Below are 26134 nucleotides of genomic sequence, written 5' to 3' on the forward strand. Positions count from 1 at the left end.
GCGACCCGCCGTCGGCGCGGAGGACGTGCTAGACGAGCCAGGCCGTCGCGTCGCCCGGCAGCCTGCCGTCCTCGAGCGGCGAGCTGCTCAGCAGCACCGTGCCCGCGGGCAGGTCCACCGGCGTCGACCCGAAGTTGGTCACGGAGTGCCAGCCGTTCGGGCGCGTGAAGTGGAGCACGTCCGCGGAGGGCTCGTCGACCCACTCGAAGTCCTCCTCGCCCTGCAGCTCGCGGCGCAGCGCGAGCGCACGGCGGTAGAAGCTGAGGTGGGAGGCGGGGTCCGCCTCCTGCACCTCGACGGCGTACTCGCCGAACCACGCCGGCTGCGGCAGGTGCGCACCCTCGAACCCGAAGCCGAAGGACGCGCCGTCCCGCGTCCAGGGCAGCGGCACGCGGCAGCCGTCACGACCCACGTCGACGCCCTTGTTCCGGAAGAACGTGGGATCCTGCCGGTGCTCGTCCGGGATGTCGGCGACCTCGTGCAGGCCGAGCTCCTCGCCCTGGTACAGGTAGGCGGAGCCGGGCAGGGCGAGCATGAGCTGGGAGACGGCGCGGGCACGGCGCTCGCCGAGCGCCGTGTCCAGCGCGGGCTCCTGGCCCCCGCTCATGAGCCAGGCCGAGCCGTCCTGGCCGTCCTCGCTGCCGGCGCCGGCGGGCGGCAGGCCGTAGCGCGTGGCATGCCGGACGACGTCGTGGTTGGAGAAGACCCAGGTCGACGACGCCCCGGAGGAGGTCGCCTCGACGAGGTTCTTGGTGATGATGTCGCGGAACTGGCCGGGATTCCAGTCGGCCTTGAGGAGGTCGAAGTTGAACGCCTGGCCGAGCCCCTCGGGGCTCGCGTAGCGGGCGCGGCGGTCGGCGTGGACCCACGCCTCGGCGACGGCGGTGCGCGGCGGCGTGTACTCGTTGAACACCCGGCGCCATTCGGCGAAGACCTCGTGGACCTCGTCGCGGTCCCAGAAGGGGTGCTTGCCCTGGTTGTTCCCGCCCTCGGGACCGAGCTCGGCCTTGGAGGGCAGCGGCTCGGTCATGTCCTTGGTGAGGGCATGGGCCACGTCCACCCGGAAGCCGTCGACGCCGCGGTCGGACCAGAAGCGGAGGGTCGTCAGGAAGTCGTCGCGGACCTCCCGGTTGTCCCAGTTCAGGTCCGGCTGCTCCCTGGCGAAGATGTGCATGTACCACTGGCCGTCCTCGGTCCGCTCCCAGGCGGGACCGCCGAACACGGACTCCCAGTCCGACGGCGGCTCCGAGCCGTCGGGGCCCTTGCCGTCGTGGAAGATGTAGCGGGCGCGGGCGGCGGACCCCCTGGGTGACGCCAGTGCCTCCTGGAACCACGCGTGGCGGTTGGAGGTGTGGTTGGGGACGATGTCCGCGACGAGCTTGATGCCCGCCGCGTGCAGGGCGGCGACCATCTCGTCGAAGTCCTCGAGCGTGCCGAGCTTGGGGTCGACGTCGCGATAGTCGTCGACGTCGTACCCGCCGTCGGCGAGCGCGGACGGGTAGAAGGGGCTCAGCCACACGGCGTCCACGCCGAGCGACTTCAGGTACGGGATGCGGGACGTGATGCCCCTGAGGTCACCGATGCCGTCGCCGTTGGAATCGGCGAAGCTCCGGGGATAGATCTGGTAGACGGCGGCCTGGCGCCACCAGTCCGGATCCTGCATGCGCTCCGCGAGCGCCGCGGCGGACGGTTCGGTGGCGGCGTCGACCGCGGAATCGACGTCGGGATTGACGGTGGAAGTCATAGGGTGTGCCTCTCTGGTCCTGAAGTGTGGGCACGGACGTGCCGGCACCGCGATGCGTCGGTCGGTACTCCACTCCCGATTAGTTTTGCGATAGAAAATAAGGGATGTCAAAGGAACGGCGGATGCGGGGAGGTGTTGTGGTGGACGCGGTCTCGTCCCTCGCCCCCTCCAGCCCCGCGCGGGCTCTGGCGCGCGAGGTCCTGATCCGCGGCCCCATCTCCCGCGGGGACCTCGCGACGCGCCTCGGTCTGTCGGTCGCCAGCCTCACCCGCCTGAGCAGGCCGCTGCTCGACGCCGGCGTGCTCCGCGAATCCGAGGAAGCCGGCGCAGCCTCCATCGGACGCCCCGTCCGGCCCCTCGAGGTCAGCCCGGACGCGCACCGGTTCGCAGGCGTCAAGCTCACCGGCGACACCGCCTCGGCGGTCGCCACGAACTTCAGGGCCGACGTCGTCGGGGCCGGCGAACGCACGCTGCCGGGCCATGCCGTGGAGGACGTGGTCGGCGCCATCGTGGACGCCGTCGCCGACCTCGGCGCGATGGACAGGTTCAGCGGCATCGGCATCAGCATCGGCGGCAGGGTCAACGCCGACTCCTCCGTGTTGCGTGCTCCGTTCCTCGGCTGGCGCGACGTCCCCCTCGCCGACCTCGTCCAGCAGCGGACCGGCCTGCCCGTCGTCGTGGAGAACGACGTCGTCGCCCTCACCATCGCGGAGCAGTGGTTCGGCGCCGGACGCGGCGAGAAGGACTTCGCCGTCCTGACCGTCGGCGCCGGGGTGGGCTACGGGCTCGTGATCAACGACGTCGTCATCGCCCCACCCGACGCCGGACTGGGCCTCGTGGGGCACTTTCCGCTCGAACCCGACGGGCCGCGCTGCACGGACGGCCACCGCGGCTGCTCGTCGGCCGTCCTCACCATCCCGGCCATCCGTTCCCGGTTCGCCGCCTCCACCGGTGACCAGCGCTCCTACGAGGAGGTCCTCGCCCTCGCGGCCCAGGGGCATCCCGTGGCGGGCGCCGTGGTGGAGTCCGCCGGCGCCGCCCTCGGCCTGCTGGTGTCCGCCGTCGCGAACCTCACGATGGTGGACCTCGTCATCCTCTCCGGCGAAGGCATGGCCCTCGCCGACGTCGCGGCGCCGTCGCTGCACGCCGCGATCGACGCCCACCGGGACCCGGAGGCGTCCCCGGTCCGGCTGAGCCGGCAGCCGACCGACTTCGCCCAGTGGGCGCGCGGGGCCGCCGCCGTCGCCATCCAGCGCACCATCCTCGGCACGCTGCGCTGACGCAGGACGCGCCCGGTCCGGAATTATTCAGCACGCTGATGAATTGCACCGGATATGACTACTATCGCGATCATCGGAGCAGGACGCGGCCTCGGAGCCGCAGTGGCACGCCGTTTCGGAGCGGAGGGCTTCTCGGTGGCCCTCATCTCCCGGAGCCAGGGCAAGCTCGACGCCCTCGCGGAGGATCTCGGCAAGGAGGGTATCCAGGCCCGTGGCTTCGCCGCGGACGTCCGGAACCCCGAATCGATCGCCGCGGCCCTCGAAGCGGCCACCGAGACGCTCGGGCCCATCGAGGTCCTGCAGTACAGCCCCCTCCCGCAGAAGGACTTCATGCGGCCCGTCCTCGAGACCACCCCGGCGGACCTTAGGGGTCCGGTGGAGTTCTCCATCTACGGCCCTGTGGCCGCCGTGCACCAGGTCCTGCCCGGGATGCGCTTCCTCGGCGGGAACCGGGGCACCATCCTCTTCATCAACGGCGGCTCGGCCGTGAAGCCCGGGCGCTCCGTGACCGGCACGTCCGTGGCCTTCGCCGGCCAGGCCGCCTACGCGCAGCTGCTGCACGAGGTGCTCGGCGAGGAAGGCATCCACGTCTCGCAGCTGATCATCGGCGGCCGCATCATCGAGGGCGACCCGGAGAAGGACCCGAACGTCCTCGCGGACGTCATCTGGGGTCTCCACGCCCGGCGGGACACCTTCCGCCACCAGATCAGCGCCGACTGACCCTCGACCGCCCGACGACACCGACAGCCACCGGAGGACCATCATGAAGATCGCACTGCTCGGCGTAGGACGCATGGGCCACGAACTCGGCGTGCACCTGCTGCGGGCCGGCCACGAGGTCACGGCTTGGAACCGCACGGCGAGTGCCGTCGACCGCCTGCACGACGCCGGCGCCGCCCGCGCCGGATCGGCCCGGGAGGCGGCGCAGGACGCCGACGTCGTCATGACGGTGCTCTTCGGACCGGACACGGTCCGCGAGGTGGTGCTCTCCGGGCTCGAGATCCCGGCCGAAGCCGTCTGGCTGGACGTCACCACCGTCTCCCCGGAGGACGCCCGCGAGTTCGCCGACTACGCCGCCGCGGCCGGTGTCCGCTACGTCCACGGGCCCGTGATCGGCAGCCTCGCCCCGGCGCGGGCGGGCACGCTCGGGGTCCTGCTCGGCGGCGCGGCCGGGGATGTCGACGTCGTCGAGCCCCTCGCCGCGCTGTGGGGTGACGCCGGGCGCCTGCGCCGTGTGGCGACGCCGTCGGACGCCGCGACCGGCAAGCTGCTCGCGAACCTCGCCCTGGGCGTCACGCTCCAGGGACTCGTGGAAGCCCTGCGCCTCGGCAGGACCAACGGGCTCGACGCCGCCGCGGTCCTTGACCTGCTGCAGGGCACGGGTCTGGGTGTCATCGCCGGGATGAAGGGGCCCGTCATCACCGGGGGCACGTTCGGCGACACCCAGTTCTCCGCCGACCTCCTCGCCAAGGACGCCCGGCTCATGCTGCGCTCCAGCACCGATCCCCTGCCCGCGGTGACGGCACTCCTGCAGTCCCTCACCGATGCCCAGCGCGCCGGGGCGGGCGACGACGACATCGCGGTGATCGCGAAGCCCGAGCTGGGCTGACCGCACCATCCGGCCGGAAAGTGCTGTCTGGAGGGCCGCCGATCTGGGTACCGTGATCGTATGGCTACCCCTGACACGTCCGGTCCCGATTCCAACCACCAGCGCCCCGACGGCGTCTCCGACCTCACCGTCGAGGCTCTCGGCAAGCTCTCCGAAGCCCTCGAGGTCGTGGAACACGCCCGCGGCCACCTCTACGGCTTCCACCGGCTCACCGGCAAGGCGGACCTCAACCTGTCCGAGGCCGAGGAGCTGTTCCGCAAGGCCGGGCACACGGGTCTCGCGGACACGCTCGCCTCGGAGATCATCGGCCGCAACGTGATCGAGGGCCGGTGGACCTTCCAGATCATGGAGGACTACGACGACAACTACTACTCCGCGTTCAAGTCCTTCGAGAAGGAGGCGCGTGACGCCCTCGTCGGGGGCAAGCGCCACCTCTTCGAAGCGGAGATGAAGGAGGAGCGCCGCACCCGGGGCAAGGAGCACCACGAGGCGCTGCCGCCCGAGGCCTGAGCACCCACCCGGTGGTGTGCGGGTGGCGCCCGTGATCTCAGTAGACTTCGAACATGCTGCGCTCCGACGATCGATCCCCGACGATCCCCTCCCCGGACCGCGCCGAGCGCCAGCACCCCGGAGACCACCCGCTGGACGTCCTCGTCGACCGGGTCGATGCTGCACGGGGCTCTCTCCCGCGCACCCTGGCCCTCGCCGGAGAACTGGGCGCCGCGGTGCCCCTGCCGGGATCGGGCAGGACGGCCCTGACCTGGCAGCTCCTCACCACGCTCGCCGCCGCGGACCTCACGGTGGCGCGCGTCGTCGAACCCCACCTCGACGCCCTGGCGATCCTCGACCAGGCCGGGATGGGCACTCCCGCCGGACCTGCCGGCCTGCCCGACGGCGCCGGGACGTGGGGCGTGTTCGCCGCGGAGGGGCCCGGCGTCGCACTGACCGCGTCGGAGGGGCCGGACGGCACCTGGACCCTCACGGGCGTCAAGCCCTGGTGCTCCCTCGCCGACCACCTCGACTCCGCGATCGTCACCGCCCACGTGCGCGAGGGGAAGCGCCGGGCCTTCGCCGTGGATCTTCGCGCCGACGGCGTCACGCCGGAGCCCGCCGACGCCTGGGTCAGCCACGGCCTCGCCGCGGTGACCAGCTGCTCGGTGCGCTTCGACGCCGCCGTGGCCATCCCGGTCGGGGACGCCGACTGGTACCTCGACCGCGACGGCTTCGCGTGGGGCGGGATCGGCGTCGCGGCCTGCTGGTTCGGGGGCGCCCTCGGCATCGCCCGCACCCTCCTCGCCGCGTCCCGGCACCGCACCCCCGACCAGATCGCCCTCATGCACCTCGGGCGGGTGGACGCAGCCCTCCACGGGACGCGGACGGCACTCGCCGCCGCGGCCGACGCCGTCGACGACGGACGCGCGGGCGGGCAGGACGGCGCACTGCTCGCGGCCCGCGTGCGCTCCCTGGCCTTCGACTGCGCGGAACTGGTGCTCGAGGCGGCGGCCCACGGGCTCGGCCCGGCGCCCCTGGCCTTCGACGAGCACCACGCCGCCCGCGTCGCCGACCTCCACCTCTACCTGCGGCAGCACCATGCACAGCGTGACGACGCCTCCCTCGGCCGGCGCGTCCTCGAGGGATCGCAGCAGGGCGGTACGGCATGGTGAGCTTCACGCACGACGGCGAGGGGACGCCGGAGAGCCACTGGCGCACCTGGGAGCAGGACCGCGAACCGGGCGGCGATCTCCAGGTCGAGGAGCTCTTCGACGGGCGGCTGCCCTCCCGGTTCATCCTCCTGGCCGCACACCCCGACGACGAGACGCTCGGAGCCGGCGGCCTGCTCTCCCGGCTCGCGCGCGACGGCGTGCGGTGCGACGTCGTCGTCCTCAGTGACGGCGAGGCGTCCCACCCGTCCTCCCCCACCCACTCACCGCAGCAGCTCGCGGAGCTGCGGCGCAGCGAGGTGACCAACGCCCTGCAGGTCCTGGCCCCGGCCGCCCGGCTGACCTTCGAGGGCCTGCCCGACGGCGGGATCACGCCGGAGGACGTCGCGGCGGTCCTGACCCGCGAGCTCGGCGACGGCGAGGCCTCCCGCACCCTGGTGGCCGCCCCGTGGCGCCACGACGGACACGCCGACCACGACGCCGCGGGCGCCGCCGCGGCACGGTTCTGCAGCGACCGCGCCATCGCGCTACTCGAGTACCCCATCTGGCTCTGGCACTGGGGAACGGCGGAGGAGCACGCGAAGGAGCTCGCCGACCTGTCGCTGCACCACCTCGGCGCCGACGAGCGCACCCGCAAGGGCTCCGCCCTCGCCACCCACGTCACCCAGACCCTGCCCCTGTCCGACGCTCCGGGCGATGAGGTCCTGCTGACGGCCGGCGTCCTCGAGCACTTCAGCCGCAGCTTCGAGTCCTTCTTCGTCAGCGGCGTGCCGTCCGCCTTCGAACGCCTGCACCGCGACCGGGCGGATCCCTGGGAGGTCGCCGAGCGGTTCTACGAGCAGCGCAAGCGCGCCCTGACCATCGCCAGCCTGCCGCGTCGCCGGTTCTGCCGGACCCTGGAGATCGGCTCGTCCGTCGGAGCACTCACGAAGGACCTCGCGGCGGTGTCGGACAACCTGCTGGCGCTCGACACCAGCGAGACGGCGGTGCGCCGGACCAACGAGGCGGTCATCATGCATGCCGCCGCCGGCGCGAGGCTCGCCACCGTCCCGCGGGACTGGCCGCGCGAGGACGGGCCCTTCGACCTGATCGTGCTCTCGGAGACCGGCTACTTCCTGTCCTCGGACCAGCTCGATGACGTCATCCGGCTCATCGGTGAATCGCTCGACGCCGACGGCGTGCTGGTCCTGTGCCACTGGCGCCACCCCATCGAGGGCTGGGAACTGGACGGGGACACCGTCCACCAGCGCGTCCGTGACCTGTCGGGCCTTCGCACGCTCTCCCTGCACACCGAGGAGGACTTCCTCCTCGAGGTCTTCGTCCCGGCGCCTGCCGCCTCCGTCGCCCGGCGCGAGGGCCTGGTGTGATCCCGAGCCAGGTGGCCGTCGTCGTCCCCGCCCGCAACGAGGAGGAACGGCTCGCCGCGTGCCTCGCCTCGCTCGACGCCGCGCGGCTGCACCTCCTCCGCACCGTCCCGCGGATCCTCGTGTCCGTGACCGTGGTCCTCGACCGCTGCACGGACCGGTCGGCCGTCGAAGCCCGCACGGTACCGGGCATCTCCGTCATCTCGGGCAGCTTCGGCTCCGTGGGCGCGGCCCGCGACGCGGGCGTCGGGTTCGCGCTGGCGAAGTCCCGCAGCCTGCCCGTCCGCACCTGGATCGCTAACACCGACGCCGACACCGCGGTGCCGCAGGACTGGCTCCTCCAGCACCACCGTCTCGGCAGCGACCACGATCTCGTCCTCGGAACGGTCCGACCCACCCTGACCCCCGACAACGGCGAACGGCTGCGGCTGTGGTCCGCCGCCTACGTGCCCGACGACGGTCATCACCACGTCCACGGCGCGAATCTGGGGATCAGGGGAAGCACCTACCTGGAACTCGGCGGCTTCGGTCCGTTGGAGCAGGACGAGGACGTCCGTCTCGTGGAGCGGGCCAAGGCGGCCGGTGCGCGGTGGACCGCCTCCGGAGCGCTGACCGTCACGACGTCGTCGCGCACCGTCGGCCGGGTCCCGGCGGGCTTCTCCACCTACCTCGGTCGGCTCGGCTGAGGGAACCCGTCGGCGCTTTTCCTGATTGTCCACGGCATCTGTTAGACAAGGGGAGTCACGGACAGGGCCTTTGCATGGGGCGGGCCGCCGTGGCCGCGTTCTTGGGGGATGAACAACATGCGATTCGGAGACATGCTGCGCCAGGCGCGCACCGCTGCGGGACTGACGCAGGCGGAACTGGGAGACGGGGTCTACTCCACCCAGTTCGTCTCCCTGCTGGAGCGCGGGCTGCGCCAACCCACGCCGGACATGGTGCAGCATCTCGCCGCGCGGCTCGGTATGGACGCCCGGACCCTGGGCTGGTGGGTGGAACAGCCGGCCGCCGATGACCAGCCGGGCCTCACCAGCGCCATGTTCGCCGCGAACTACGCGCGGGACATGCACGACAACGCCCTGGCAGCATCCGAGGCGGAACACGCCGCGAGCATCGCCCACGAGCAGCGGAACGCCCCAGCCTGGTGGGACATGTCCATGCTCCAGGCCCAATCGCTGATCGGCCTGCGCCGGCTCGACGAGGCGGAGAACGTCCTGCTGTCCATGGACAGGTCGTCGCTGATGGTCGCCACACCCGAACTGCGCTCGGTCGTCCAGGGGCGGCTGTCCACCATCGCGCGGAACGCGGGACGGCTCGCCGAAGCCCTCGAGCTCGCGCGCCGTTCGATGGGGCTTGCCGCCGGACTCCCGGACCATGCACCGGCCCGCCTGCAGGCGGCCTTCATCCTCATCGCCGCCCTCTCCGTCAAAGGGGAACTGGACGAGGCATGGGAGGTGGCGACGAGCCTGGACATCAGCGACGGAATGCTGACCGTGCCGTCACTCCTCGTCGCCCGAGGGGCCTGGGCGATCGGCAACGTCGCCTTCCGCCGTGGGGACCCGGAGGTCGGCGAGAAGTACTACGCGCTCGCGGGCGAGCTGCTGCTGCCGCAGGCGGACCTGCAGACCTGGACCGAGTTCCACTGCGCCAGCGCCGGCTACAAACTGGTCCTGGGGTTCGTGGACGACTCGGTCCGGGCCTCGCTCGCCAACGCCGAGCTCGGGCTCCGGATCATCGGTACCGAGATCCAACGGCTGGAACTCCAGCTCGCGCAGGTCAGGCTCGCTCTCCTGACGGCGGACCTCGATACGGCGGAAGAGCTGCTGAAGCGCCTGATCGACCAGCGCGATCTGCTCGACTTCGAGTCCGAGACGGGGCTCGAGGAGAGCCTCGGCCTGTACTACGCGGCGCGCCGGTCCCCCAGGCAGGCCGCCCACCACCTGACCGCTGCGGCGCACCTGCACTCCGAGGCCGGTGCGGAAGAGAAAGCACGCGAACTCCTGGACCAGATCCGGCCCCTCTCCGACTGACCGGCACCGCTCTTTAGGGTCGTGGGACGGTCGACACCCGTCCGGTGCGGTCCTACCATGGCAGGTGCGCGAATGCCCTTGGGCACCAGGGCCGCGCCCGTCGGAAAGCGGCCCAGCCGCCGCTTCTCGGTGCTGGGGCCGGTAACAGCGTCTCGTGATGAAACGCACCCCATAGGACATCCATCATGCAGGGTAAGAACACGCCCATCGTGGCGGCGGCACTCGCCGTCGCCCTCCTGTCCACTGCCGGCGCCGCCACGGCGTCCCCCACAGTGACCATCTCCGCGCACCGCGGCGGGACGGTGACGGCCGGCGACACGACCGAACTGGCCACCGGACTCGTCAGCCCGCTCCGCGTGGGCATGGGTCGCGACAACACCGCCTACGTCTCGCAGAACTTCGCGGGCAGACTCACCAGCGTGGACCGCAGCAGGACCGTCGCCACGGTGCTCGATCGTCCCGGCATCGAGATCGGCAGCGTGTCCATCACCAAGGGCGACGTGTACTACACCGAGAGCGCCGGCGGCCCGGGCAGTCCCGACCCGGTCGTCGCCAAGGTCAGCGTCCTCGAGGACGGCGAGCCGCGCGTGCTCGCGGACCTCGCCGCGCTCGAGACCGAGAACAACTACGACGCCGACAACGAGTACGGGTTCCAGGACCTCCCCGAGGAGTGCGCGGCCCAGCTCCCCCAGGACCTGCTCCCCTTCCTGCTCCCGCACGGAGGCGACGCCTACTCGCACCCCTACGCGACGGCGGCGTCCCACTCGGGACGTCACGTGTACGTCGCCGATGCCGGGGCCAACGTCATCTGGACCGTGGACACGCGGCGCGAGACGGTCGACGCGACCGTCCTCGAACCGGTGGCCACGCCGGTCACGCAGGAGCTCCTCACCTCACTCAAGGGACAGGGCATCGCGCTTCCCGATTGTGTCCTCGGCCTGACGTTCAACTCCGAACCCGTCCCCACCGACATCGAGTCCGGTCCCGACGGCCTGCTGTACCTGACGTCGCTGCCCGGGGTCCCGGAGGATCCGACGCTCGGGTCGGTGCGCAGCTTCGATCCCAGGTCGGGTGACGTCGAGCTCGTCGTCTCCGGTCTGACCTCGCCCACCGGGCTGGCCTTCGACCGCCGCGGCAACCTGTTCGTGGCCGAGCTGTTCGCCGACAGGATCTCGGTCATCGCGGCGGGGACCGAGGAGGCAGTGCCCTTCCGCGAGGTCACCCGGCCCGCCGACGTCGAGGTGGACGGCAAGTACCTCTACGCGACCACCAACGCAGTAGCGGGCAACCCCGGACCCGAAGCTCTCCCGACCCAGCCGCAGGGCACCCTCGAGCGGACCCGCCTGAACTACGGCAGGAGGTAGCCCCTGCACCGAGTCCCTCCACCGACGACGCGTCCCACCGGGGCGCGTCGTCGCGCGCCCGGGGTCATCCCTCCCGGTCGGTGCTCACCTCGCCTGCACGAACGAAGGCACCATCGGCCGCCGGGGCAGGAACGGACGCGGCGGCTCTCGGCGCCGGATCGGCCCCGCGCAGGAAGTACGCTCCGAGCGACCCCGCGAGCGTCGCGAAGACGGCCACCGAGTACACCGCGAGCAGGACCTGCAGGATGCGCGCGAAGGAGGTCGTCGGGGTGAGGCCAGTCCCCGTGATCGTCGCCATCGCGGCCTCGAACAGGGCGTCCGCGTACGAGTCGTGCGTGCCGGTCGCGTAGAGCAGCTGGCTCGATGCCAGGACCACGACGGCGGTCACGGCCGCGAGCCAGCCGATACGGCTGGACAGCAGGCGACCCGCCGACCGTGAACCCCGGATGCCCGCGGAGACGATCCCTCCGAAGCGGGCGAAACGCGCGAGACGCACGAAGCGCAGCGCCTGCAGGGCACGGAAGAACCGCAGGAACGGCACGAGGAGGAACACGACCTGCCACCAGTTCTTCGTCCAGAACGCCCTGCTGAACCCGGCGATGTAGGCGCGCAGGAGGAATTCGGCGACGAAGACGGACCAGAAGATCCACCCCACCACGGTGAACGCCGTGATCACACCGGCGCCCGTCGCCAGCAGCTGCCCCAGGACGACGAACAGGAAGATCACGCCGAGGACGCCCATCGGCCTGTCGAGTCTCGCGGCCGCTGCCTCCGCCCGCTCCAGCCCCGCGCGTTCACTGCGCGCCGTCGCCGTGCTCATCGCGCCCGTCCCGGGTAGCCGCTGACCCCCTCCAGGGCCGAACCGCTACCCCGCGTGCTGCCGGAAATCACGCTGAGCTTCCCGTTCGTCTCGAGCACCACGGCGGCAACGGAGGACAGGTCGCCCGAACCCGTGCCGCGCACCGCCTGGAACACTTCCGATTCCGTGAGCCGGTTCCGGCGCAACTCGTCCCTCTGCAGTTCCCCGTCCACGACCAGCGCGACGGGCTTCGCCGTCACCACGCCGCGGGCCTTCGGCCACCGCGCCGAGACCCAGGCCACCACCCATTGGAGGCCCACGAGCAACGCCAGGGCAGCCAGGCCCTCGGCGTACGCGACGTCGGAGCTGAGCAGGATCGTCGCAAGCGTCGATCCGAGGGCCACGGTGATGATGAAGTCGAACGCGTTGAGCTGGCCCAGGGTCCGCTTGCCCGAGAGTCGGAGAACCCCCACGAGGGTGGCGTAGGAGACGGTACCCACGATGAGGACCCGGAGAACATCCGCCCAGGAGTCGAACCACATATGCGCCGCCTACGCCATCGACGAGAGCAGTGCGTCACACGCCTGCTCGCACCGTCGGCAGGCCTCTGCACACACCCGACAGTGCTCGTGCATCTCCGCGTGCTGGGCGCATTCGTCCCCGCACGCCCTGCAGGCGGCCCGGCAGGCTTCGAGAACGGCCCGGCTCAGGTTCGCGTCATAGCCGGTGTGACGGGAGAGGACGCGACCAGTGCTGTCGCAGACGTCGGCACAGTCGAGGTTCGTCCGGATGCACCTGCGCAGCTCGGCCACCATGTCCTCGGCGAGGCAGGCATCAGCACATGCCGTGCAGGTCTGGGCACATTCAATGCATGCCTCGATACATTCGACCAGCAGGTCGCGGTCGAACCCATCGCGTCCCTGGGGGTAGGTGTCGAGCATGGCGCCGACGTTCGTCATGAAATTCTCCCTGGATTGTTCGACAGGATCCGTGCCCGGCCGGACACCCTTTCGACAGTACGCTTAGTAGTTTGCGAGATTCCAGCGGTCATCCGAATCGATACGCTCCGGTGATCTTCGGTGTCCGGGCCGGAAGCGGCGGATGCTGTACACGATGAAGAGGGCCGCGAGCACACCGGACAGGGCGAGACCCGGACCCACGCTCCACCCGCCCGGGATCCACCACGTCGCGCTCAGGGGCCACCATCCCGGAGCCGGGGGCTGCATGCCCCACAGGACCCCGAGCAGGACGAGCCCGAGGGCCCCCGAGAAACTGAGGACGATGTTCCGCTTGGTCCTCACGCCCTGCGCGGCCGCCGCGAAGGCCTTCTCCTTGACCGGCCGGAGCCACCGCCGCGCCCAGTCGTACTGCTGGGCCAGGACGGCCAGGCCCGCGACGAGCGCCAGCAGGCCCGGCCCCGGAAGGACGAGCGCGGCGATGCCGATCAGCACCAGCAGCCACCCGACCACGAGGCCGAGGATGCGATGGGCACCCTGGGGCCTGGTGCGCCCGGCGGAACTGGAGCCGTTCGACCTCCTCCGGTGGCCTTGTCGATGCCTAGGTCGATGCATCCGAATTATTCAGTAGGCTTCTCATTCCTCTATGATGGATACCGATCGACGCCGGGGGCAAGGACCACGGCCGCGTATGCCGGGCTTGCCACACCGCCCGGAGCATGGCCGGCAGGAGTCCCGACCGGCTGGCCCCCATACTTCCCGCGCAGCGCGGACCTCAGAAGGAGACTCATCATGATCGGATTCATCATCGCCGGCCTCATCATCGGCGCACTCGCTCGACTCATCAAGCCCGGCAAGCAGAACCTCGGCCTGATCGCCACGCTCCTGCTCGGCATCGTCGGATCCCTCATCGGCGGCACCATCGCGAGCTTCCTCGGCACCGGACAGATCATGGAACTGAACGTGATCGGCTTCATCGTCTCGGTCATCGCAGCAGTACTCCTGATCGGCGTCGCCGAGAGCCTCTCGGGTCGCCGTCGCGTCACCCGCTGATCCATCCCGGCATGAGCGAAGGGGCGGCCCCGGCCGCCCCTTCTTCGTGTCCGGCACGTGCCGCCACTTTCGCTCGTTCACCCAGTACCCGTGCCCACGGAACGTCCAGCTTGCGGGTGTAGCGTTAATGCCAGATGGGGCACAGATTCGTTCGGAAGGCTCAATCATGAACAAGAACTGGCGCTGGCTCCCCGCCGGCATCGTCCCGGTCGTCATCGTCACCGCCGCGGTCAGCGGGTCCGCCGTCGCCGAAGCCCAACCGCAGCTCCCTGCGAAGACCGCGCAGGAACTGCTCGAATTCGTGGCGACCAGCGCTGAGGACGCCTACTCCGGCACCGTCGAGCAGTCCTCGGACCTCGGCCTGCCCGACATCAGTATGGCCACCCCTCCGGGCGGCACCTCCAGTTCGGATCCCACCTCCACCGCGCTCGAACTCCTCACCGCCGACCACACCGCGCAGGTCTACGTCGACGGACCGGACCGGGCACGCGTCCAGGTGCTCGACCAGCTGGCCCAGCGCGACGTCGTCGTCAACCAGGACGACGTCTGGTTCTACGACTCCAGCGCCAACGAGGCCATGCACGCCGTCCTCCCCGACCGCGAATCGGCGAAGGCAGAGCTCGAGGCGAAACTGCAGGAGAAGGCCGCCGAGTACCCCGAACTGCAGGACGTCCCCCGCACCCCCGCGGAGCTCGCCGAGGTGTTCCTCGCGACGATCGACCCGTCCACCGAGGTGACCGTGGACGGCACGAGACGTGTGGCCGGTCGCAGCGCCTACGAACTGCGGCTCACCCCCGAGGACGCCACGACCCTGATCGGCTCCATCGCCGTCTCCGTCGACTCCGAGACCGGTGTCCCGCTCAGCGTCACCGTCCAGGCCAAGGGCCAGGAGGACGCCGCGTTCCAGGCCGGCTTCAGCGCCGTCGACTTCAGCACCCCCGACGCCGGCATCTTCGAGTTCACCCCGCCCGCCGACGCCACCGTCACCGAGGCACCCACGGTGGACGACGCCAGGGCCCGCATGGAGGCGAAGGACGAGCCCATCGCGACAGACGAGCCCGTGGTCATCGGCGAAGGCTGGAGCACCATCGTGGAACTGCCCGCCGGCACCGCAGCGAAGCTCGGGGTCGCCCCGGGCAGCGGCGAGGCAGCCGGGATGGGCGACATCATGGACATCAAGCCCGGTATGGACCCCGAGGAGGTCGCCGGAGCGCAGGCGATGCTGGACCAAGCCCTCACCGAGGTCGACGGCGGCAGCGCCCTGCAGACCTCCCTGGTCTCGGTGCTCGTCACCGACGACGGCCGCATCCTCGCGGGCGCCGTCGGCGTGGACCAGCTCGTCGCCGCAGCCCAGCGGTGATCGCCGAGAATCCAGCGGACCCCGCACTCCCGGTGCGGGTCCGCGGGTGAGCGCCGACGGGTTCGCGATCGAGACGCGAGGACTGACCAAGGAGTTCGGCCGCCAGAAAGCGGTGAACAGCGTGGACCTCGCCGTGCCCCGCGGCACCGTGTTCGGCTTCCTCGGCCCCAACGGGTCCGGGAAGACCACCACCATCCGTGTGCTCCTCGGCCTCGCCGCGGCATCCAGCGGCGAGATCCGGCTGCTCGACGGCGACATGCCGAAGGACGCGCGTGCCGTCCTGCCCCGCGTCGGAGCCCTCGTCGAAGGTCCCGCCATCTACCCGTTCCTCTCCGGACGCGCCAACCTGCAGCGGTTCGACGCCGCCGACCGCCACACCTCCCCCGCCACCCGCAACCGACGCGTGGACGCCGCCCTCGAGCGCGTGGGCCTCAGCCATGCGGCGAACAAGCGGGCGCACGCCTACTCGCTCGGCATGAAGCAGCGCCTCGGGATCGCCAACGCGCTGCTAGCCCCCCGGGACCTGCTGATCCTCGACGAACCCACCAACGGCCTCGACCCGCAGGGCACCCGCGAGGTCCGCAGCCTCATCCGGTCCCTGTCGGAGGACGGCACCACCATCTTCGTCTCCAGCCACCTGCTCGCCGAGGTGGAGCAGATGTGCACGATGATCGCCGTCATGAGCGCGGGGAGGCTCGTGGCCCAGGGCTCCCTCGACGAACTGCGGGACGGGGGCACGGTCCGGGTCCGCGTCACCACGCCGGACGTGTCCGATGCCCGCCGGGTCCTCACCGGCCTCGGCCTCCGCCCCGAACCCCACGGGCGCGACGACGTCGTCGCCGCCGAACTGGCGGTCCCCGGGCTCCTGCCCGAGGCCGTCAATGCCGCACTGGTCCATGCCGATGTGCGGGTCCGCGGCTTCGAGGCCAGCGGCGCCTCGCTCGAGGACCGCTTCGTCGCACTCACGGGAGAGGGATTCGACGTTGCCGGCTGAACGGTCCCTGGGCCTCTCGCTCGTCCTGTCGGAGATCACCGTCCTGTTCCGGCGACTCCGCACGTGGGCGATGATCGGCGCACTGGCGCTGATCCCCATCCTCATCGCCGTCGTCGTCCGGGTCTCCTCCGACGGCTCGGCCAGCGGACGCGGCCCGGCGTTCCTCGACAGCATCACCCAGAACGGTCTGTTCGTCTCGCTCACGGCGCTGACCGTGGCCATCCCGCTGTTCCTGCCGCTGACCATCGGCGTCGTCGCCGGAGACACGATCGCGGGTGAGGCCAACCTCGGTACCCTCCGGTACCTGCTCGTCGCCCCCGCGGGCCGCATCCGGCTGCTGCTCGTAAAGTACACCGGGGCGGCGCTCTTCTGCCTCGTGGCCACCCTGACGGTCGTGGTCACCGGCGCGATCATCGGGGCGCTGCTGTTCCCCGTGGGCCCGGTGACGCTCCTGTCGGGGGACACCGTGGGCATCGTCGGCTACTTCGGCCGGCTGCTGCTGCTCGCGCTGTACGTGACGGTATCGCTCATGGGGCTCAGCGCCATCGGGCTGTTCATCTCCACGCTGACCACCATCCCGGTCGGCGCGATGGCCGCGACGGCCGCCCTGGCCGCCGTCGCGCAGATCCTCGGCGCGCTCCCCCAGCTCGAATGGCTGCACCCGTGGCTGTTCACCAACTACTGGCTGGGCTTCGCCGACTTCCTGCGGCAACCACTCGTGTGGAACAGCTTCCTCGACAACGCCCTGCTGCAGTTCGGCTACATCGCCGTGTTCGGGAGCCTCGCCTACGGGCGGTTCAGCACCAAGGACATCCTGAGTTGACGACGGATCCACCGAATGGCCGCGCCGACTTAGATTAGGCTACCCTTGCCTAGGAGGGCTGTGCTCTCCCCACGACTTCCCCCGCCTGAGATGAGACCCTGATGCACCCGCGCCCCCTGACGAAAACGCTCGTCGGCCTGACCGCCCTGACATCCATCCTCACGGGCTGCAGCGCCATCGGCGGCGACTCCGCGGACCTCCAGATCTACTCGGCGCGGCACTACGACCTCGAGGGCGCGTTCGGGCAGTTCACCGAGGAGACGGGCATCACCGTCGAGTTCATCACCGGTGACGATGCCGAGCTCCTCGAGCGCCTCAAGGCCGAGGGCGACGACACCCCCGCGGACGTGTTCATGACCGTCGACGCCGGCAACCTCTGGAACGGCGCGCGCCAGGGCGAACTCGCCGCGACCGACTCCCCGGTGCTCGACGAGGCAGTCCCCGAGGACCTGCGCGATGCCGAGGGCCGCTGGTACGGGCTCGCCCTGCGCGCACGGACCGTCACGTACAACCCCGACGCCGTGGACCCCGCCGAGTTCGATGCGACCGAGACCTACGCGGGCCTCGCCGACCCGAAGTGGAAGGGCCGCCTGTGCATGCGGGACGCCACCTCCGCCTACACGCAGTCCCTCGTGGCCAGCCTGATCGACCTCCACGGCCGGGAGCGGGCCCTCGAGATCGTCGAGGGCTGGGTGGCCAACGACGTCGCGATCATGAGCAACGACATCCTGCTGCTCGAGGCCATCGACGCCGGCACGTGCGACGTCGGCATCAACAACCACTACTACCTGGCCCGGACCCTCGAGGAGAACCCCGACCTCAAGGTGGACCTGTTCTGGGCGAGCCAGGAGGGTGCCGGGACGCACGTGAACATCTCCGGCGCGGGCGTGGTCGAAGGCTCCGACAGCGCCGAGGACGCCCAGCAGCTCATCGAGTGGCTCGCCACGGACGGACAGAACGCCTTCGTCGACGCCAACCACGAGTTCCCCGTCAACCCGACCGTCGAGCCCGAGCCTGTCATCGCCGCCTTCGGCGAGTTCACGCGCATGCCGCTCAACGCCGAGGCCTACGGGACGCTCAACGCCGACGCCGTCGACCTGCTTGCCGAGGCCGGATACAAGTGACGGACACGGCGGCGCTCGCCGAGCCGCGGCCGCCCCGCCGTCGCTACCGGACCTACGGGGTCGGCCGACCGGCCTGGTCGGCGCTGGTCGTCACCGTCGCCGTCGTCGTCGCCACCCCCGTCCTGGCCGTCGTCATCGACGGACTCGGGAGCCTCGGCAGCACCGCCCCGCCGCGGGACCTCGTCCCGATGATCCTCACCACCATCGCCCTGATGCTGGGCGTCGGCGCGGGGGCGCTGCTGGTGGGCGGAGGCCTGGCGTGGCTCGTGACCGCCTACCGGTTCCCGCTGCGTGACCTGCTGGTGTGGCTGCTCGTCCTGCCGCTGGCCGTACCGGCCTACGTGCTCGGGTTCATCTTCCTCTCCGTGTTCGACGTCGCCGGCCCCGTGCAGTCGCTCCTGCGGACCGTCTTCGGGACGGGCGTGTGGGTGCCCGAGGTCCGCTCGCTGCCCGCCGCGATCCTCGTGATGACGCTGTCCCTGTACCCGTACGTCTACGTGATGGCGCGCTCGGCGCTGATCGAGCAGTCCTCGGGGACGTACGACGCCGCCCGCACCCTCGGATCCACGCGCGGGCAGGCCCTGCGACGCGTGGTGCTGCCACTCGCCCGGCCGTCCCTGGCCGCAGGGCTGGCCCTGGTGATGATGGAGACGCTCACCGACTTCGCCACGGTGCAGTACTTCAACGTGCAGACCGTCTCGGTGGGCGTCTACCTCGTCTGGAAGGGCACCTTCAACTTCCACGCCGCCACGCAGCTCGCCGTCCTCGTCCTCCTGTTCGCCGTGGCCGTGCTGGCCGCCGAGCGGGCCCTGCGGGGGCGGGCGCGCTACCACCAGCAGGGCGGACGCCGGCAGGGCTTCCAGCCGGAACGGCTGCGGGGCGCACGCGCCTGGACCGCGACGGCGGTCTGCGTGGCCGCCCTGTCCGCCGGGTTCCTCGTCCCCGTGGGGCAACTGCTGATCTGGGCGTCCGGGCAGATCGTCTCCGATGCGTCCTTCCTCGCCGACCCGCGCTTCGCCGAGTACCTGGCCAACAGCCTCCTGGTGGCGGCGATCACCGCCGTAGCATGCGTCGCCATCTCCCTGGGCGTCGGCCACGCGATCCGGATGGGCGGGGGCCGTGTCATCTCCTTCGCCGCGCAGCTGACCACGTTCGGGTACGCGGTGCCCGGTGCCGTCATCGGCATCGGTGTCCTGCTGTCCTTCGCCGCCCTCGACACCGCACTGGAGCGTGCCGGCGTGCCCGGAGGCACCGGGCTGATCGTCACCGGCTCCGTGGTCGGCATCCTCTACGCCTACGTGATCCGGTTCCTCGCCCCGGCCTACCAGTCCGTCAGCGCGAGCCTCGAGAAGATCGCCCCGACCGTCACGTCCTCCGCGCTGAGCCTCGGCGCCGGGCCGCGCCGCATCCTCGGGCGGCTGCATCTGCCCCTCGCCCGACCCGGCGTCGCCGTCGCCCTGATGCTCGTGGTGATCGACGCCATCAAGGAACTGCCCATCGTGCTGCTCCTGCGCCCCTTCGGCTTCACCACGGCGTCCGTCTGGGTCTACGAGCTCGCCCGCGAGAACTTCTGGGAGAAGGCTTCCCTCCCGGCCCTCGTCATCGTGGCAGCGGCCATCATCCCCGTGTTCGTGCTCGTCCGCCAGACCCGTGGGCGCGAAACACACGGGATCGCTTCTCCAGGAAGGGAAGGACAGTGACGGCACAGATGCAGAGCGCGCCACCGGCCGAGACCGCCACGGCCGGCGCCCCGCCCGCCCTCACCCTCGAAGGGGTGACCAAGCGCTACGGGTCCGCCCGCGGCGTGGAGGCACTCGACCTCGCCATCCCCGCGGGTGAACTCGTGACGCTGATCGGCCCCTCGGGGTGCGGCAAGTCGACGACGCTGCGGCTCGTGGCGGGCCTGGAGCGGCCCGACGCCGGGCGGATCACCGTGGCCGGCGACGTCGTCGCGGACAGGACCCGCTTCGTGAACCCGGAGAACCGCCGCGTGGGGCTCGTGTTCCAGGACCACGCACTCTTCCCGCACCTGACCGTCGCCCGGAACGTGGAGTTCGGGCTCGACCGGCTCGCACGCAGCGAGCGCCGGAAGCGCGTCGGCGACCTCCTCGACCTCGTCCAGCTGCCCCACCTCGCGGACCGGTACCCGCACGAGCTCTCCGGCGGCGAGCAGCAGCGCGTGGCCCTCGCGCGGGCGCTGGCGCCGCGCCCCGCCGTCGTCCTCCTCGACGAGCCGTTCTCCAGCCTCGACGAGTCGCTGCGCGGGCAGGTGCGCCGTGACACCGTGGCGGCGCTGCGGGAGACCGGCACCACGGGCGTGCTCGTCACGCACGACCAGACGGAGGCGCTGTCCGTGGGCACCCGCGTGGTGGTCATGCACAACGGCGTGATCGAACAGGCTGACGTCCCCGAGAAGGTCTTCGAGCAGCCCGCCACGCGCTTCGTCGCCTCGTTCATGGGCGACGCCGACTTCCTCCCCGCCCACGTGCACCGCGCCCTGCTGACCTGCGAGATCGGCGTCGTGTCGACGGTTCCGGGGTGGGCGGACAGCGATGTGGACGTCGACGTCGTCCTCCGGCCCCACGAGGTGGCCCTCCGCCCGGACGCGGAGGCCACCGCCCACGTCTCGGCCGTGGAGTACCACGGCGCGTTCGTGCTGCACCACGTGACGCTCGCCTCGGGGCGGACCCTGCGGTCCTGGCAGCCCCACGACGTGCGCCACCCCGTCGGCACGGCCGTCACCGTGACCGTGGCCCCCGGCACCCATCCCACGCTCCTCGTCGGCGATCGGGCGGTCACCACGCCGCCCCGCAACGCACCGCGGCCCCCGGTGGCCCCATGAGCGTCGACCCGGATCTCTCCGCGGCCACGTTCACCGACCTCGCCCGCCACGGGAACCGGCCCGCGGTCCTCACCGCCCACGGCGTGCTCTCCTACCGCCAGCTGGCGGCGCGGGTCGACGACGTCGTGATGCGCCTCGGCACGGAGCGTCGGCTCGTCCTGCTCGCGGCACGCAACGACCTCGAGACCCTCGTGGCCTACCTCGCGGCGGTCACGGCCGGCCACCCGCTGCTGCTCGTGCCGGCGGACAAGCCCGCCGCCGTGGAGTCCCTCGTGGCCGCCTACGAGCCCGACGTGGTGCTCCGGACGTCCGGCGGGTCCCTCGAGGTCGACGAGCGCCGGCCCGGCACCCGGCACGAACTCCACCCCGAGCTCGCGCTGCTGGTCAGCACCTCGGGCTCCACCGGCTCCCCGAAACTCGTCCGGCTGTCCCGGACGAACCTCGAGGAGAACGCGCGGTCCATCGCCGGGTACCTCGGCATCGGCCCGGACGACCGCGCCGCCACCACCCTGCCCTTCTCCTACTGCTACGGTCTGTCCGTCATCAACAGCCACCTGGCCCGCGGGGCAGGTCTCGTGCTCACGGACCTGTCCGTCGTCGACCCCTGCTTCTGGGACCTCGTCCGCCAGCGCCGCGCCACCTCGTTCGCCGCCGTCCCCTACAGCTTCGACCTGCTGGACCGCGTGGGCTTCGCGGACATGGATCTGCCGAACCTGCGCTACATCACCCAGGCCGGCGGGCGGCTCGCCCCGGAGAAAGTGCGGGCCTGGGCGGAGACCGGCCAGCGCCGCGGCTGGGACCTGTTCGTGATGTACGGGGCCACGGAGGCCACCGCGCGGATGGCCTACCTCCCGCCGGATCTCGCGGCGGAGCACCCGGGGACCATCGGCGTGCCGATCCCCGGGGGCTCCTTCCGGATCGACCCCGTCGACGGCCTGCCGCACGGGGAACTGGTGTACTCCGGCCCGAACGTCATGCTCGGCTACGCCGAGAGCCCCGGGGACTTCGCCCTCGGCCGCGAGGTGCACGAGCTGCGGACCGGCGACCTCGCCCGCCGGCACGCCAACGGGCTGTACGAGGTGGTGGGCCGTCGCAGCCGCTTCGTGAAGATCGCCGGGTTGCGGGTGGACCTCGGGCAGGTGGAGCGGATCCTCGCCGATCTGGGCGCGGTCTCCGCCGTCGCCGGGTCCGACGACGGCGGCCTGGTGATCGCCGTCGAGGGAGAGCACGACGGCGGCATGCTGGCCAAGGTCCTCGCCGTCGATCTCGGGCTGCCCCGCACCGCCATCGCGCTACACACAGTGGAACGCCTGCCCCGGCTGGGGACCGGCAAGATCGACTACCCCGCCGTCCTCCGCCTCACGGCCCCGGCTGCCGTCCCGGCTGCTGTCCCGGCTTCGGAGGAGCGCCCGGTACGGGAAGGGCCCGCCGACGTCCCGCGCATCTTCGCGGAGTGTCTGGACCGCCCCGATGTGCGCGACGCGGACACGTTCGTCACGCTCGACGGCGATTCGCTCTCCTACGTGGCCCTGTCGGTCCGGCTCGAGGCGGCGCTCGGTCCGCTGCCCGCCGACTGGCACCTCCTGCCCGTCGGTGAGCTGGCCGGCCGCAGCAAGCCCCGCCGCCGTCGCCTCGTGTCCTTCCTGGAGTCGTCGATCGTGCTGCGGGCCGTCGCGACCGTCTGCATCGTCGCGGCCCACGTCGAGCTGTTCACCTTTCACACGGCGCACCTGCTCTTCGTCATCGCCGGCTTCAACTTCGCGCGGTTCCAGCTCACCGGCACGCGGTCCGCACGGCTCCGGCGCCATGCCCGGAGCCTCGCGAGGATCGTCGTCCCGTCCGTGGCGTTCATCGCGGTGGCCTACGTCCTCACGGACGACTACAGCCTGGCCAACATCTTCCTGCTCAACGGGATGGTGGGGCCGCAGGAGGTCACCAGCGAGTGGCACTTCTGGTTCGTCGAGATGCTCGTCTACGTGCTCGTCGCCGTGACGGCTCTGCTCGCCCTCCCCTGGCTCGATCGCCTCGAGCGCCGCCTGCCGTTCGCCTTCGCCCTGGGCCTGCTCGCGGTCACCCTGCTCAGCCGGTACGACATCGTGGATCCCGGCCTGCCCAAGCCCCTGCCCGTGTTCTGGCTCTTCATGCTCGGGTGGGCGGTCGCGCGGGCGGACGACACGCGCCGTCGCCTGCTGGTGTCCGTTCTCGCCGCGCTGACCGTGCCGGGCTCCTTCGACGACCCGCTGCGCGAGGTGACCATCGTGGTGGGGCTGCTGCTCATCACGTGGGTGCCGGCGCTGCCCGTGCCGTCGGCCCTCCGCCGCGTGACGGGCTGGCTCGCCGCGGCGTCCCTGTACATCTACCTGACGCACTGGCTCGTCTACCCGATGCTGATGCCCTTCGGGCAGGTCGTCGCCGTGGTCGGGTGCCTTCCCGTCGGGGTGGGCTACTGGGCGCTCTGCCGGTGGCTGCCGACCGCCGTGGTCCGGTGGCGCGCGCGTTCCATGCAGCGGTCGCCGGTGACGCCGGAGGTCTCCGGCACCTGAGCCGCGTCAGGCCGGATGCCCGCTGACCCGCGTCCTACGGGTCGACGTCGATCCCGCTGCGGGCCAGAGTACGTCCAGGGAGTGCAGCGCGTGCTGGCGGGCGATCGCCACGACAGCGGCCGCACAGATCTCCGCGTCGCTCCCGGCGTCGTGATGCCGGAACGTGCCGAGGCCGAGGGCCCTCGCGATGTGCGGGAGCTTGTTCACCTCGAGGCCCAGGAGCCGGCGGGCGAGGACGACCGAACAGTGGAACGGGTTCTCCGGCGGCTCCAGCCCCGACTCGGCGCATGCACCGCGCAGCACGGAGCGGTCAAAGGGCGCGTTGTGGGCGACGAACGGGTCGTCTCCCGTGAAATCCATGATGCGCCGGAGGCTCTCCGGCCATCCCGGGGCCGAGCGGACGTCGGCTGGACGGATGCCGTGAACGGCGACGTTGATCGAGGAGAACTCGCTGACGGAGCGCGGGGGCTTGATCAGCCAGGACGCGGATTCGACGACGACGCCGTTCATCACCCTCGCCAGACCGACCGCACACACCGAGCCACGCTTGCTGTTCGCGGTCTCGAAATCGATCGCGGTGAAGTTGAGACCGTGCACTGTTGCTCCCTGTAGCTGTGGCCACCGGTTCAGGGGCCCCGGACAGCCTAGCCTCGCGGAGTGCCCTGTCCCACCTCGGAGCTGGTCCGAGGTGCGGAAATGCTGACGGAATCCTGCCTCGACCCGGCGCCTCGACGCTGACCGACGTCGGGTTGCGGCCGATAGGTTCAGGGTGATCGGGGCGGGGCTCAGCCCGCCCCGATCCGCCATGCGTGAGTGAAGCGGTAGTCGAACGGGGACCCAGATGAGCACGAGGACGACGCGATGAGTGCTGCCGCCGAGCCGCTGGAGAGCGATGTCAGCTTCGCCGAACCGGAAGGCCTCGGCCTCCTGCGACGGCGTACCCCCGGCCAGTCCGTGATGGAGCAGCTGCTCGAGGTCCGTGGCAGCCGTGACACGAGGGGGCTCATCGCCCGGGCCTTCGGCGTCCGCCTGCTCGACGCCGCCAGCCGCCCCTGGTACTGGGGTGCACTCGGCGAGCGCGCGGTGGGACGCACTCTCGCCGCGCTGGGACCGGAGTGGACGGTCCTGCACGCTGTACCGGTCGGCGAGAAGTCGGCCGACATCGACCACGTGGTGATCGGCCCCACGGGTGTCTTCACCCTCACCACGAAGCGGCATCCGGGTCAGAGGATCTGGACGGCGAAGGGCACCTTCCTGGTTGCCGGGACGCGCCACCCCTACATCCGGAACTCCGAGCATGAGGCTGTTCGGGCCGGGAAGCTGCTCTCGGCGGCGGTCCGCCACGCGGTGACCGCGGAGGCTGCGATCGTCGTCGTCGGCGCGCAGCAGGTGACCGTGAAGGAAAAGCACAGGTCCGTCGCGGTGCTCACCGAGGGCCAGCTCCTGCGCTGGATCACGGGGCGTCCAGTTGTCCACACGCCCCAGCAGGTCGCCCTGCTGGCGGCGGCCGCGGCGCAGCCCTCGACCTGGCGGCGTGCGCCGTCCGAGCTCCGTGACCCCGTGGAGGTGGCGCGGTCCTTCGCGGCGCTGCACCGGCTGGTGGAACAGGCACGACGACGACGGATGGGCTGGCTGCTCGCGCTGCCGGCGACGTTCCTCGCGTCGGCCGCGGGCGTCCTGCCGTTCTGACCCTGGCCTCCGGTCCTTCTGCCGGTCGAGGACTCCCTCCTTGTCGCCCGCCGGATTCCCGCGGCATGCTGGGGTGATGTCCTCCCACTTCACCTGGCGCGGCATCGATGATCCGGATCGACTGGACCGCGCGGCGCTCAACCTCGCCCACGACCGCCTGAGCGGGCACGGCGTCTCACTGACTCCGTCCTATGCCAGCTCCTGGCAGCTCGAAGTCGGGGCGGGGTGGGTCACCCGTTCACTGCACGTGAGCGTCCAGGGCCGCGGGTGGGGCCGCTCGCTTGCCCTCGTTCACGACGGCGACGGCGGCTGGATGGCTGATGCATCCAGCTGGGGTGACACTGCGCTTGAACCTCCCGGGCTCCAGGAGCCGGAAAGCCTGCGGGGCGCCATCGACGGCGATCTCGGATTGTGCCCGGTCACGAACACGATGCCGATCAGGCGCCTAGGCGTCCTCGAGCACGCCGTCCCCGCCACCACCTTGGTCATGGCGTGGGTCGAGATGCCGTCGCTCCGGGTCTTCCGGAGCGATCAGGTCTACGCGACCGGCCAGGCGGAGGCGGGGAGATCGGTCCGCTACGCCAGCTCCGGCGGAGATTTCCAGGCGGACCTCACGGTCGACGACGACGGCATCGTCGTCGACTACCCGCACCTCGCCCGACGCGTGAGGGTTGGAGACTGAGCCCGTCCGGCGCAGGCTGATGCCGCGCCACCCCACTCACGCCCGGCGACGCTCGGTGCTATTTTTGACGCAGTGACATTCTTCTTCTCTCTGTGATCCGGAGTTCGTGCAGCGGCTCCCGCTCGCTTCCCCTGGAAGCGGTGATTGCGCGTGCCCTCGAAGGGAACTCCCTGGCGAGTTCCCCCGGCACCCGGTCCCTCACCGAACCCACCCAGAG

Annotated in this window: 25 protein-coding genes; 19 read left to right on the forward strand and 6 right to left on the reverse strand. The window is 71.2% G+C overall.

Features of this window, described 5'->3' with window-relative positions; genetic code table 11:
* Nucleotides 1–28 precede the first annotated feature (28 nt).
* Nucleotides 29–1663, reverse strand: coding sequence for a glycoside hydrolase family 13 protein (locus tag CXQ92_RS14900; protein WP_258070017.1), 1635 nt, complete (start codon nucleotides 1661–1663; stop codon nucleotides 29–31).
* A 203-nt stretch (nucleotides 1664–1866) separates the two neighbouring features.
* Here CXQ92_RS14900 and CXQ92_RS14905 point away from each other — a divergent pair, with 203 nt between their 5' ends.
* The 9 genes from CXQ92_RS14905 (at nucleotide 1867) to CXQ92_RS14945 (ending at nucleotide 11052) form a co-directional block, all read left to right on the forward strand.
* Complete coding sequence (locus CXQ92_RS14905) at nucleotides 1867–3024, forward strand: ROK family transcriptional regulator (protein ID WP_104168534.1); 1158 nt, start codon at nucleotides 1867–1869, stop codon at nucleotides 3022–3024.
* A gap of 54 nt (nucleotides 3025–3078) precedes the next feature.
* Entirely contained in the window at nucleotides 3079–3744 is a 666-nt protein-coding gene (locus CXQ92_RS14910) for an SDR family NAD(P)-dependent oxidoreductase (protein WP_104168535.1), read from the forward strand.
* Between the two features lie 43 nt (nucleotides 3745–3787).
* On the forward strand, nucleotides 3788–4633 hold the full coding sequence (locus CXQ92_RS14915; RefSeq protein WP_104168536.1) for an NAD(P)-dependent oxidoreductase: 846 nt from the start codon (nucleotides 3788–3790) through the stop codon (nucleotides 4631–4633).
* Between the two features lie 60 nt (nucleotides 4634–4693).
* On the forward strand, nucleotides 4694–5143 hold the full coding sequence (locus CXQ92_RS14920; protein ID WP_104168537.1) for a hypothetical protein: 450 nt from the start codon (nucleotides 4694–4696) through the stop codon (nucleotides 5141–5143).
* Between the two features lie 53 nt (nucleotides 5144–5196).
* Complete coding sequence (locus tag CXQ92_RS14925) at nucleotides 5197–6297, forward strand: acyl-CoA dehydrogenase family protein (RefSeq protein WP_104168538.1); 1101 nt, start codon at nucleotides 5197–5199, stop codon at nucleotides 6295–6297.
* Nucleotides 6291–7661 carry a PIG-L family deacetylase gene (locus CXQ92_RS14930; protein WP_104168539.1) on the forward strand — a complete coding sequence of 457 codons (1371 nt, stop codon included), beginning with the start codon at nucleotides 6291–6293 and terminating at the stop codon, nucleotides 7659–7661. Before CXQ92_RS14925 ends, CXQ92_RS14930 begins: the two co-directional genes overlap by 7 nt.
* The gene (locus tag CXQ92_RS14935; protein ID WP_258069974.1) at nucleotides 7658–8344 is read left to right on the forward strand and encodes a glycosyltransferase family 2 protein; all 687 of its coding nucleotides are present in this window, start codon (nucleotides 7658–7660) and stop codon (nucleotides 8342–8344) included. The genes CXQ92_RS14930 and CXQ92_RS14935 overlap by 4 nt, the downstream gene beginning before the upstream one ends.
* Nucleotides 8345–8461: 117 nt before the next feature.
* Nucleotides 8462–9688 carry a helix-turn-helix domain-containing protein gene (locus tag CXQ92_RS14940; RefSeq protein ID WP_181033685.1) on the forward strand — a complete coding sequence of 409 codons (1227 nt, stop codon included), beginning with the start codon at nucleotides 8462–8464 and terminating at the stop codon, nucleotides 9686–9688.
* 185 nt (nucleotides 9689–9873) lie between these two features.
* Nucleotides 9874–11052: a ScyD/ScyE family protein gene (locus CXQ92_RS14945; protein ID WP_104168541.1), complete on the forward strand. Its 1179-nt coding sequence runs from the start codon at nucleotides 9874–9876 to the stop codon at nucleotides 11050–11052.
* Between the two features lie 64 nt (nucleotides 11053–11116).
* Here CXQ92_RS14945 and CXQ92_RS14950 read toward each other — a convergent pair whose 3' ends face one another.
* The 4 genes from CXQ92_RS14950 to CXQ92_RS14965 form a co-directional block, all read right to left on the reverse strand.
* The gene (locus CXQ92_RS14950) at nucleotides 11117–11872 is read right to left on the reverse strand and encodes a hypothetical protein (RefSeq protein WP_258069975.1); all 756 of its coding nucleotides are present in this window, start codon (nucleotides 11870–11872) and stop codon (nucleotides 11117–11119) included.
* Nucleotides 11869–12393: a YetF domain-containing protein gene (locus CXQ92_RS14955; protein ID WP_104168542.1), complete on the reverse strand. Its 525-nt coding sequence runs from the start codon at nucleotides 12391–12393 to the stop codon at nucleotides 11869–11871. Before CXQ92_RS14955 ends, CXQ92_RS14950 begins: the two co-directional genes overlap by 4 nt.
* A 9-nt stretch (nucleotides 12394–12402) precedes the next feature.
* Nucleotides 12403–12810 (reverse strand): four-helix bundle copper-binding protein, encoded by a 408-nt coding sequence (locus tag CXQ92_RS14960; RefSeq protein WP_104168543.1) that lies wholly within the window; start codon nucleotides 12808–12810, stop codon nucleotides 12403–12405.
* A 63-nt stretch (nucleotides 12811–12873) separates the two neighbouring features.
* Nucleotides 12874–13422, reverse strand: coding sequence for a PGPGW domain-containing protein (locus tag CXQ92_RS14965; protein ID WP_104168544.1), 549 nt, complete (start codon nucleotides 13420–13422; stop codon nucleotides 12874–12876).
* A 177-nt stretch (nucleotides 13423–13599) separates the two neighbouring features.
* Between CXQ92_RS14965 and CXQ92_RS14970 the strand changes: the two genes are divergently transcribed.
* The 8 genes from CXQ92_RS14970 (at nucleotide 13600) to CXQ92_RS15005 (ending at nucleotide 23546) form a co-directional block, all read left to right on the forward strand.
* Nucleotides 13600–13860, forward strand: a complete 261-nt coding sequence (locus CXQ92_RS14970; protein ID WP_104168545.1) for a GlsB/YeaQ/YmgE family stress response membrane protein — start codon at nucleotides 13600–13602, stop codon at nucleotides 13858–13860.
* A gap of 166 nt (nucleotides 13861–14026) precedes the next feature.
* On the forward strand, nucleotides 14027–15220 hold the full coding sequence (locus CXQ92_RS14975) for a sigma-E factor regulatory protein RseB domain-containing protein (protein ID WP_104168546.1): 1194 nt from the start codon (nucleotides 14027–14029) through the stop codon (nucleotides 15218–15220).
* A 46-nt stretch (nucleotides 15221–15266) separates the two neighbouring features.
* Entirely contained in the window at nucleotides 15267–16214 is a 948-nt protein-coding gene (locus CXQ92_RS14980) for an ABC transporter ATP-binding protein (RefSeq protein ID WP_104168547.1), read from the forward strand.
* Nucleotides 16204–17037 (forward strand): ABC transporter permease, encoded by an 834-nt coding sequence (locus tag CXQ92_RS14985; protein ID WP_258069976.1) that lies wholly within the window; start codon nucleotides 16204–16206, stop codon nucleotides 17035–17037. Before CXQ92_RS14980 ends, CXQ92_RS14985 begins: the two co-directional genes overlap by 11 nt.
* A 101-nt stretch (nucleotides 17038–17138) precedes the next feature.
* Nucleotides 17139–18161, forward strand: coding sequence for an extracellular solute-binding protein (locus CXQ92_RS14990; RefSeq protein WP_104168549.1), 1023 nt, complete (start codon nucleotides 17139–17141; stop codon nucleotides 18159–18161).
* Nucleotides 18158–19861, forward strand: a complete 1704-nt coding sequence (locus CXQ92_RS14995; RefSeq protein ID WP_104168550.1) for an iron ABC transporter permease — start codon at nucleotides 18158–18160, stop codon at nucleotides 19859–19861. Before CXQ92_RS14990 ends, CXQ92_RS14995 begins: the two co-directional genes overlap by 4 nt.
* Complete coding sequence (locus CXQ92_RS15000; RefSeq protein WP_258069977.1) at nucleotides 19858–21003, forward strand: ABC transporter ATP-binding protein; 1146 nt, start codon at nucleotides 19858–19860, stop codon at nucleotides 21001–21003. The genes CXQ92_RS14995 and CXQ92_RS15000 overlap by 4 nt, the downstream gene beginning before the upstream one ends.
* The gene (locus tag CXQ92_RS15005) at nucleotides 21000–23546 is read left to right on the forward strand and encodes an AMP-binding protein (protein ID WP_104168551.1); all 2547 of its coding nucleotides are present in this window, start codon (nucleotides 21000–21002) and stop codon (nucleotides 23544–23546) included. Before CXQ92_RS15000 ends, CXQ92_RS15005 begins: the two co-directional genes overlap by 4 nt.
* Before the next feature lie 6 nt (nucleotides 23547–23552).
* Here CXQ92_RS15005 and CXQ92_RS15010 read toward each other — a convergent pair whose 3' ends face one another.
* The gene (locus CXQ92_RS15010; protein WP_181033686.1) at nucleotides 23553–24143 is read right to left on the reverse strand and encodes a 3'-5' exonuclease; all 591 of its coding nucleotides are present in this window, start codon (nucleotides 24141–24143) and stop codon (nucleotides 23553–23555) included.
* 264 nt (nucleotides 24144–24407) lie between these two features.
* Between CXQ92_RS15010 and CXQ92_RS15015 the strand changes: the two genes are divergently transcribed.
* Nucleotides 24408–25235 (forward strand): nuclease-related domain-containing protein, encoded by an 828-nt coding sequence (locus CXQ92_RS15015; RefSeq protein ID WP_104168553.1) that lies wholly within the window; start codon nucleotides 24408–24410, stop codon nucleotides 25233–25235.
* 76 nt (nucleotides 25236–25311) lie between these two features.
* The gene (locus tag CXQ92_RS15020) at nucleotides 25312–25917 is read left to right on the forward strand and encodes a putative glycolipid-binding domain-containing protein (protein WP_104168554.1); all 606 of its coding nucleotides are present in this window, start codon (nucleotides 25312–25314) and stop codon (nucleotides 25915–25917) included.
* Nucleotides 25918–26134 lie beyond the last annotated feature (217 nt).

It is taken from the genome of Arthrobacter sp. SX1312, assembly GCF_002929295.1.
Lineage (GTDB): Bacteria > Actinomycetota > Actinomycetes > Actinomycetales > Micrococcaceae > Arthrobacter_D.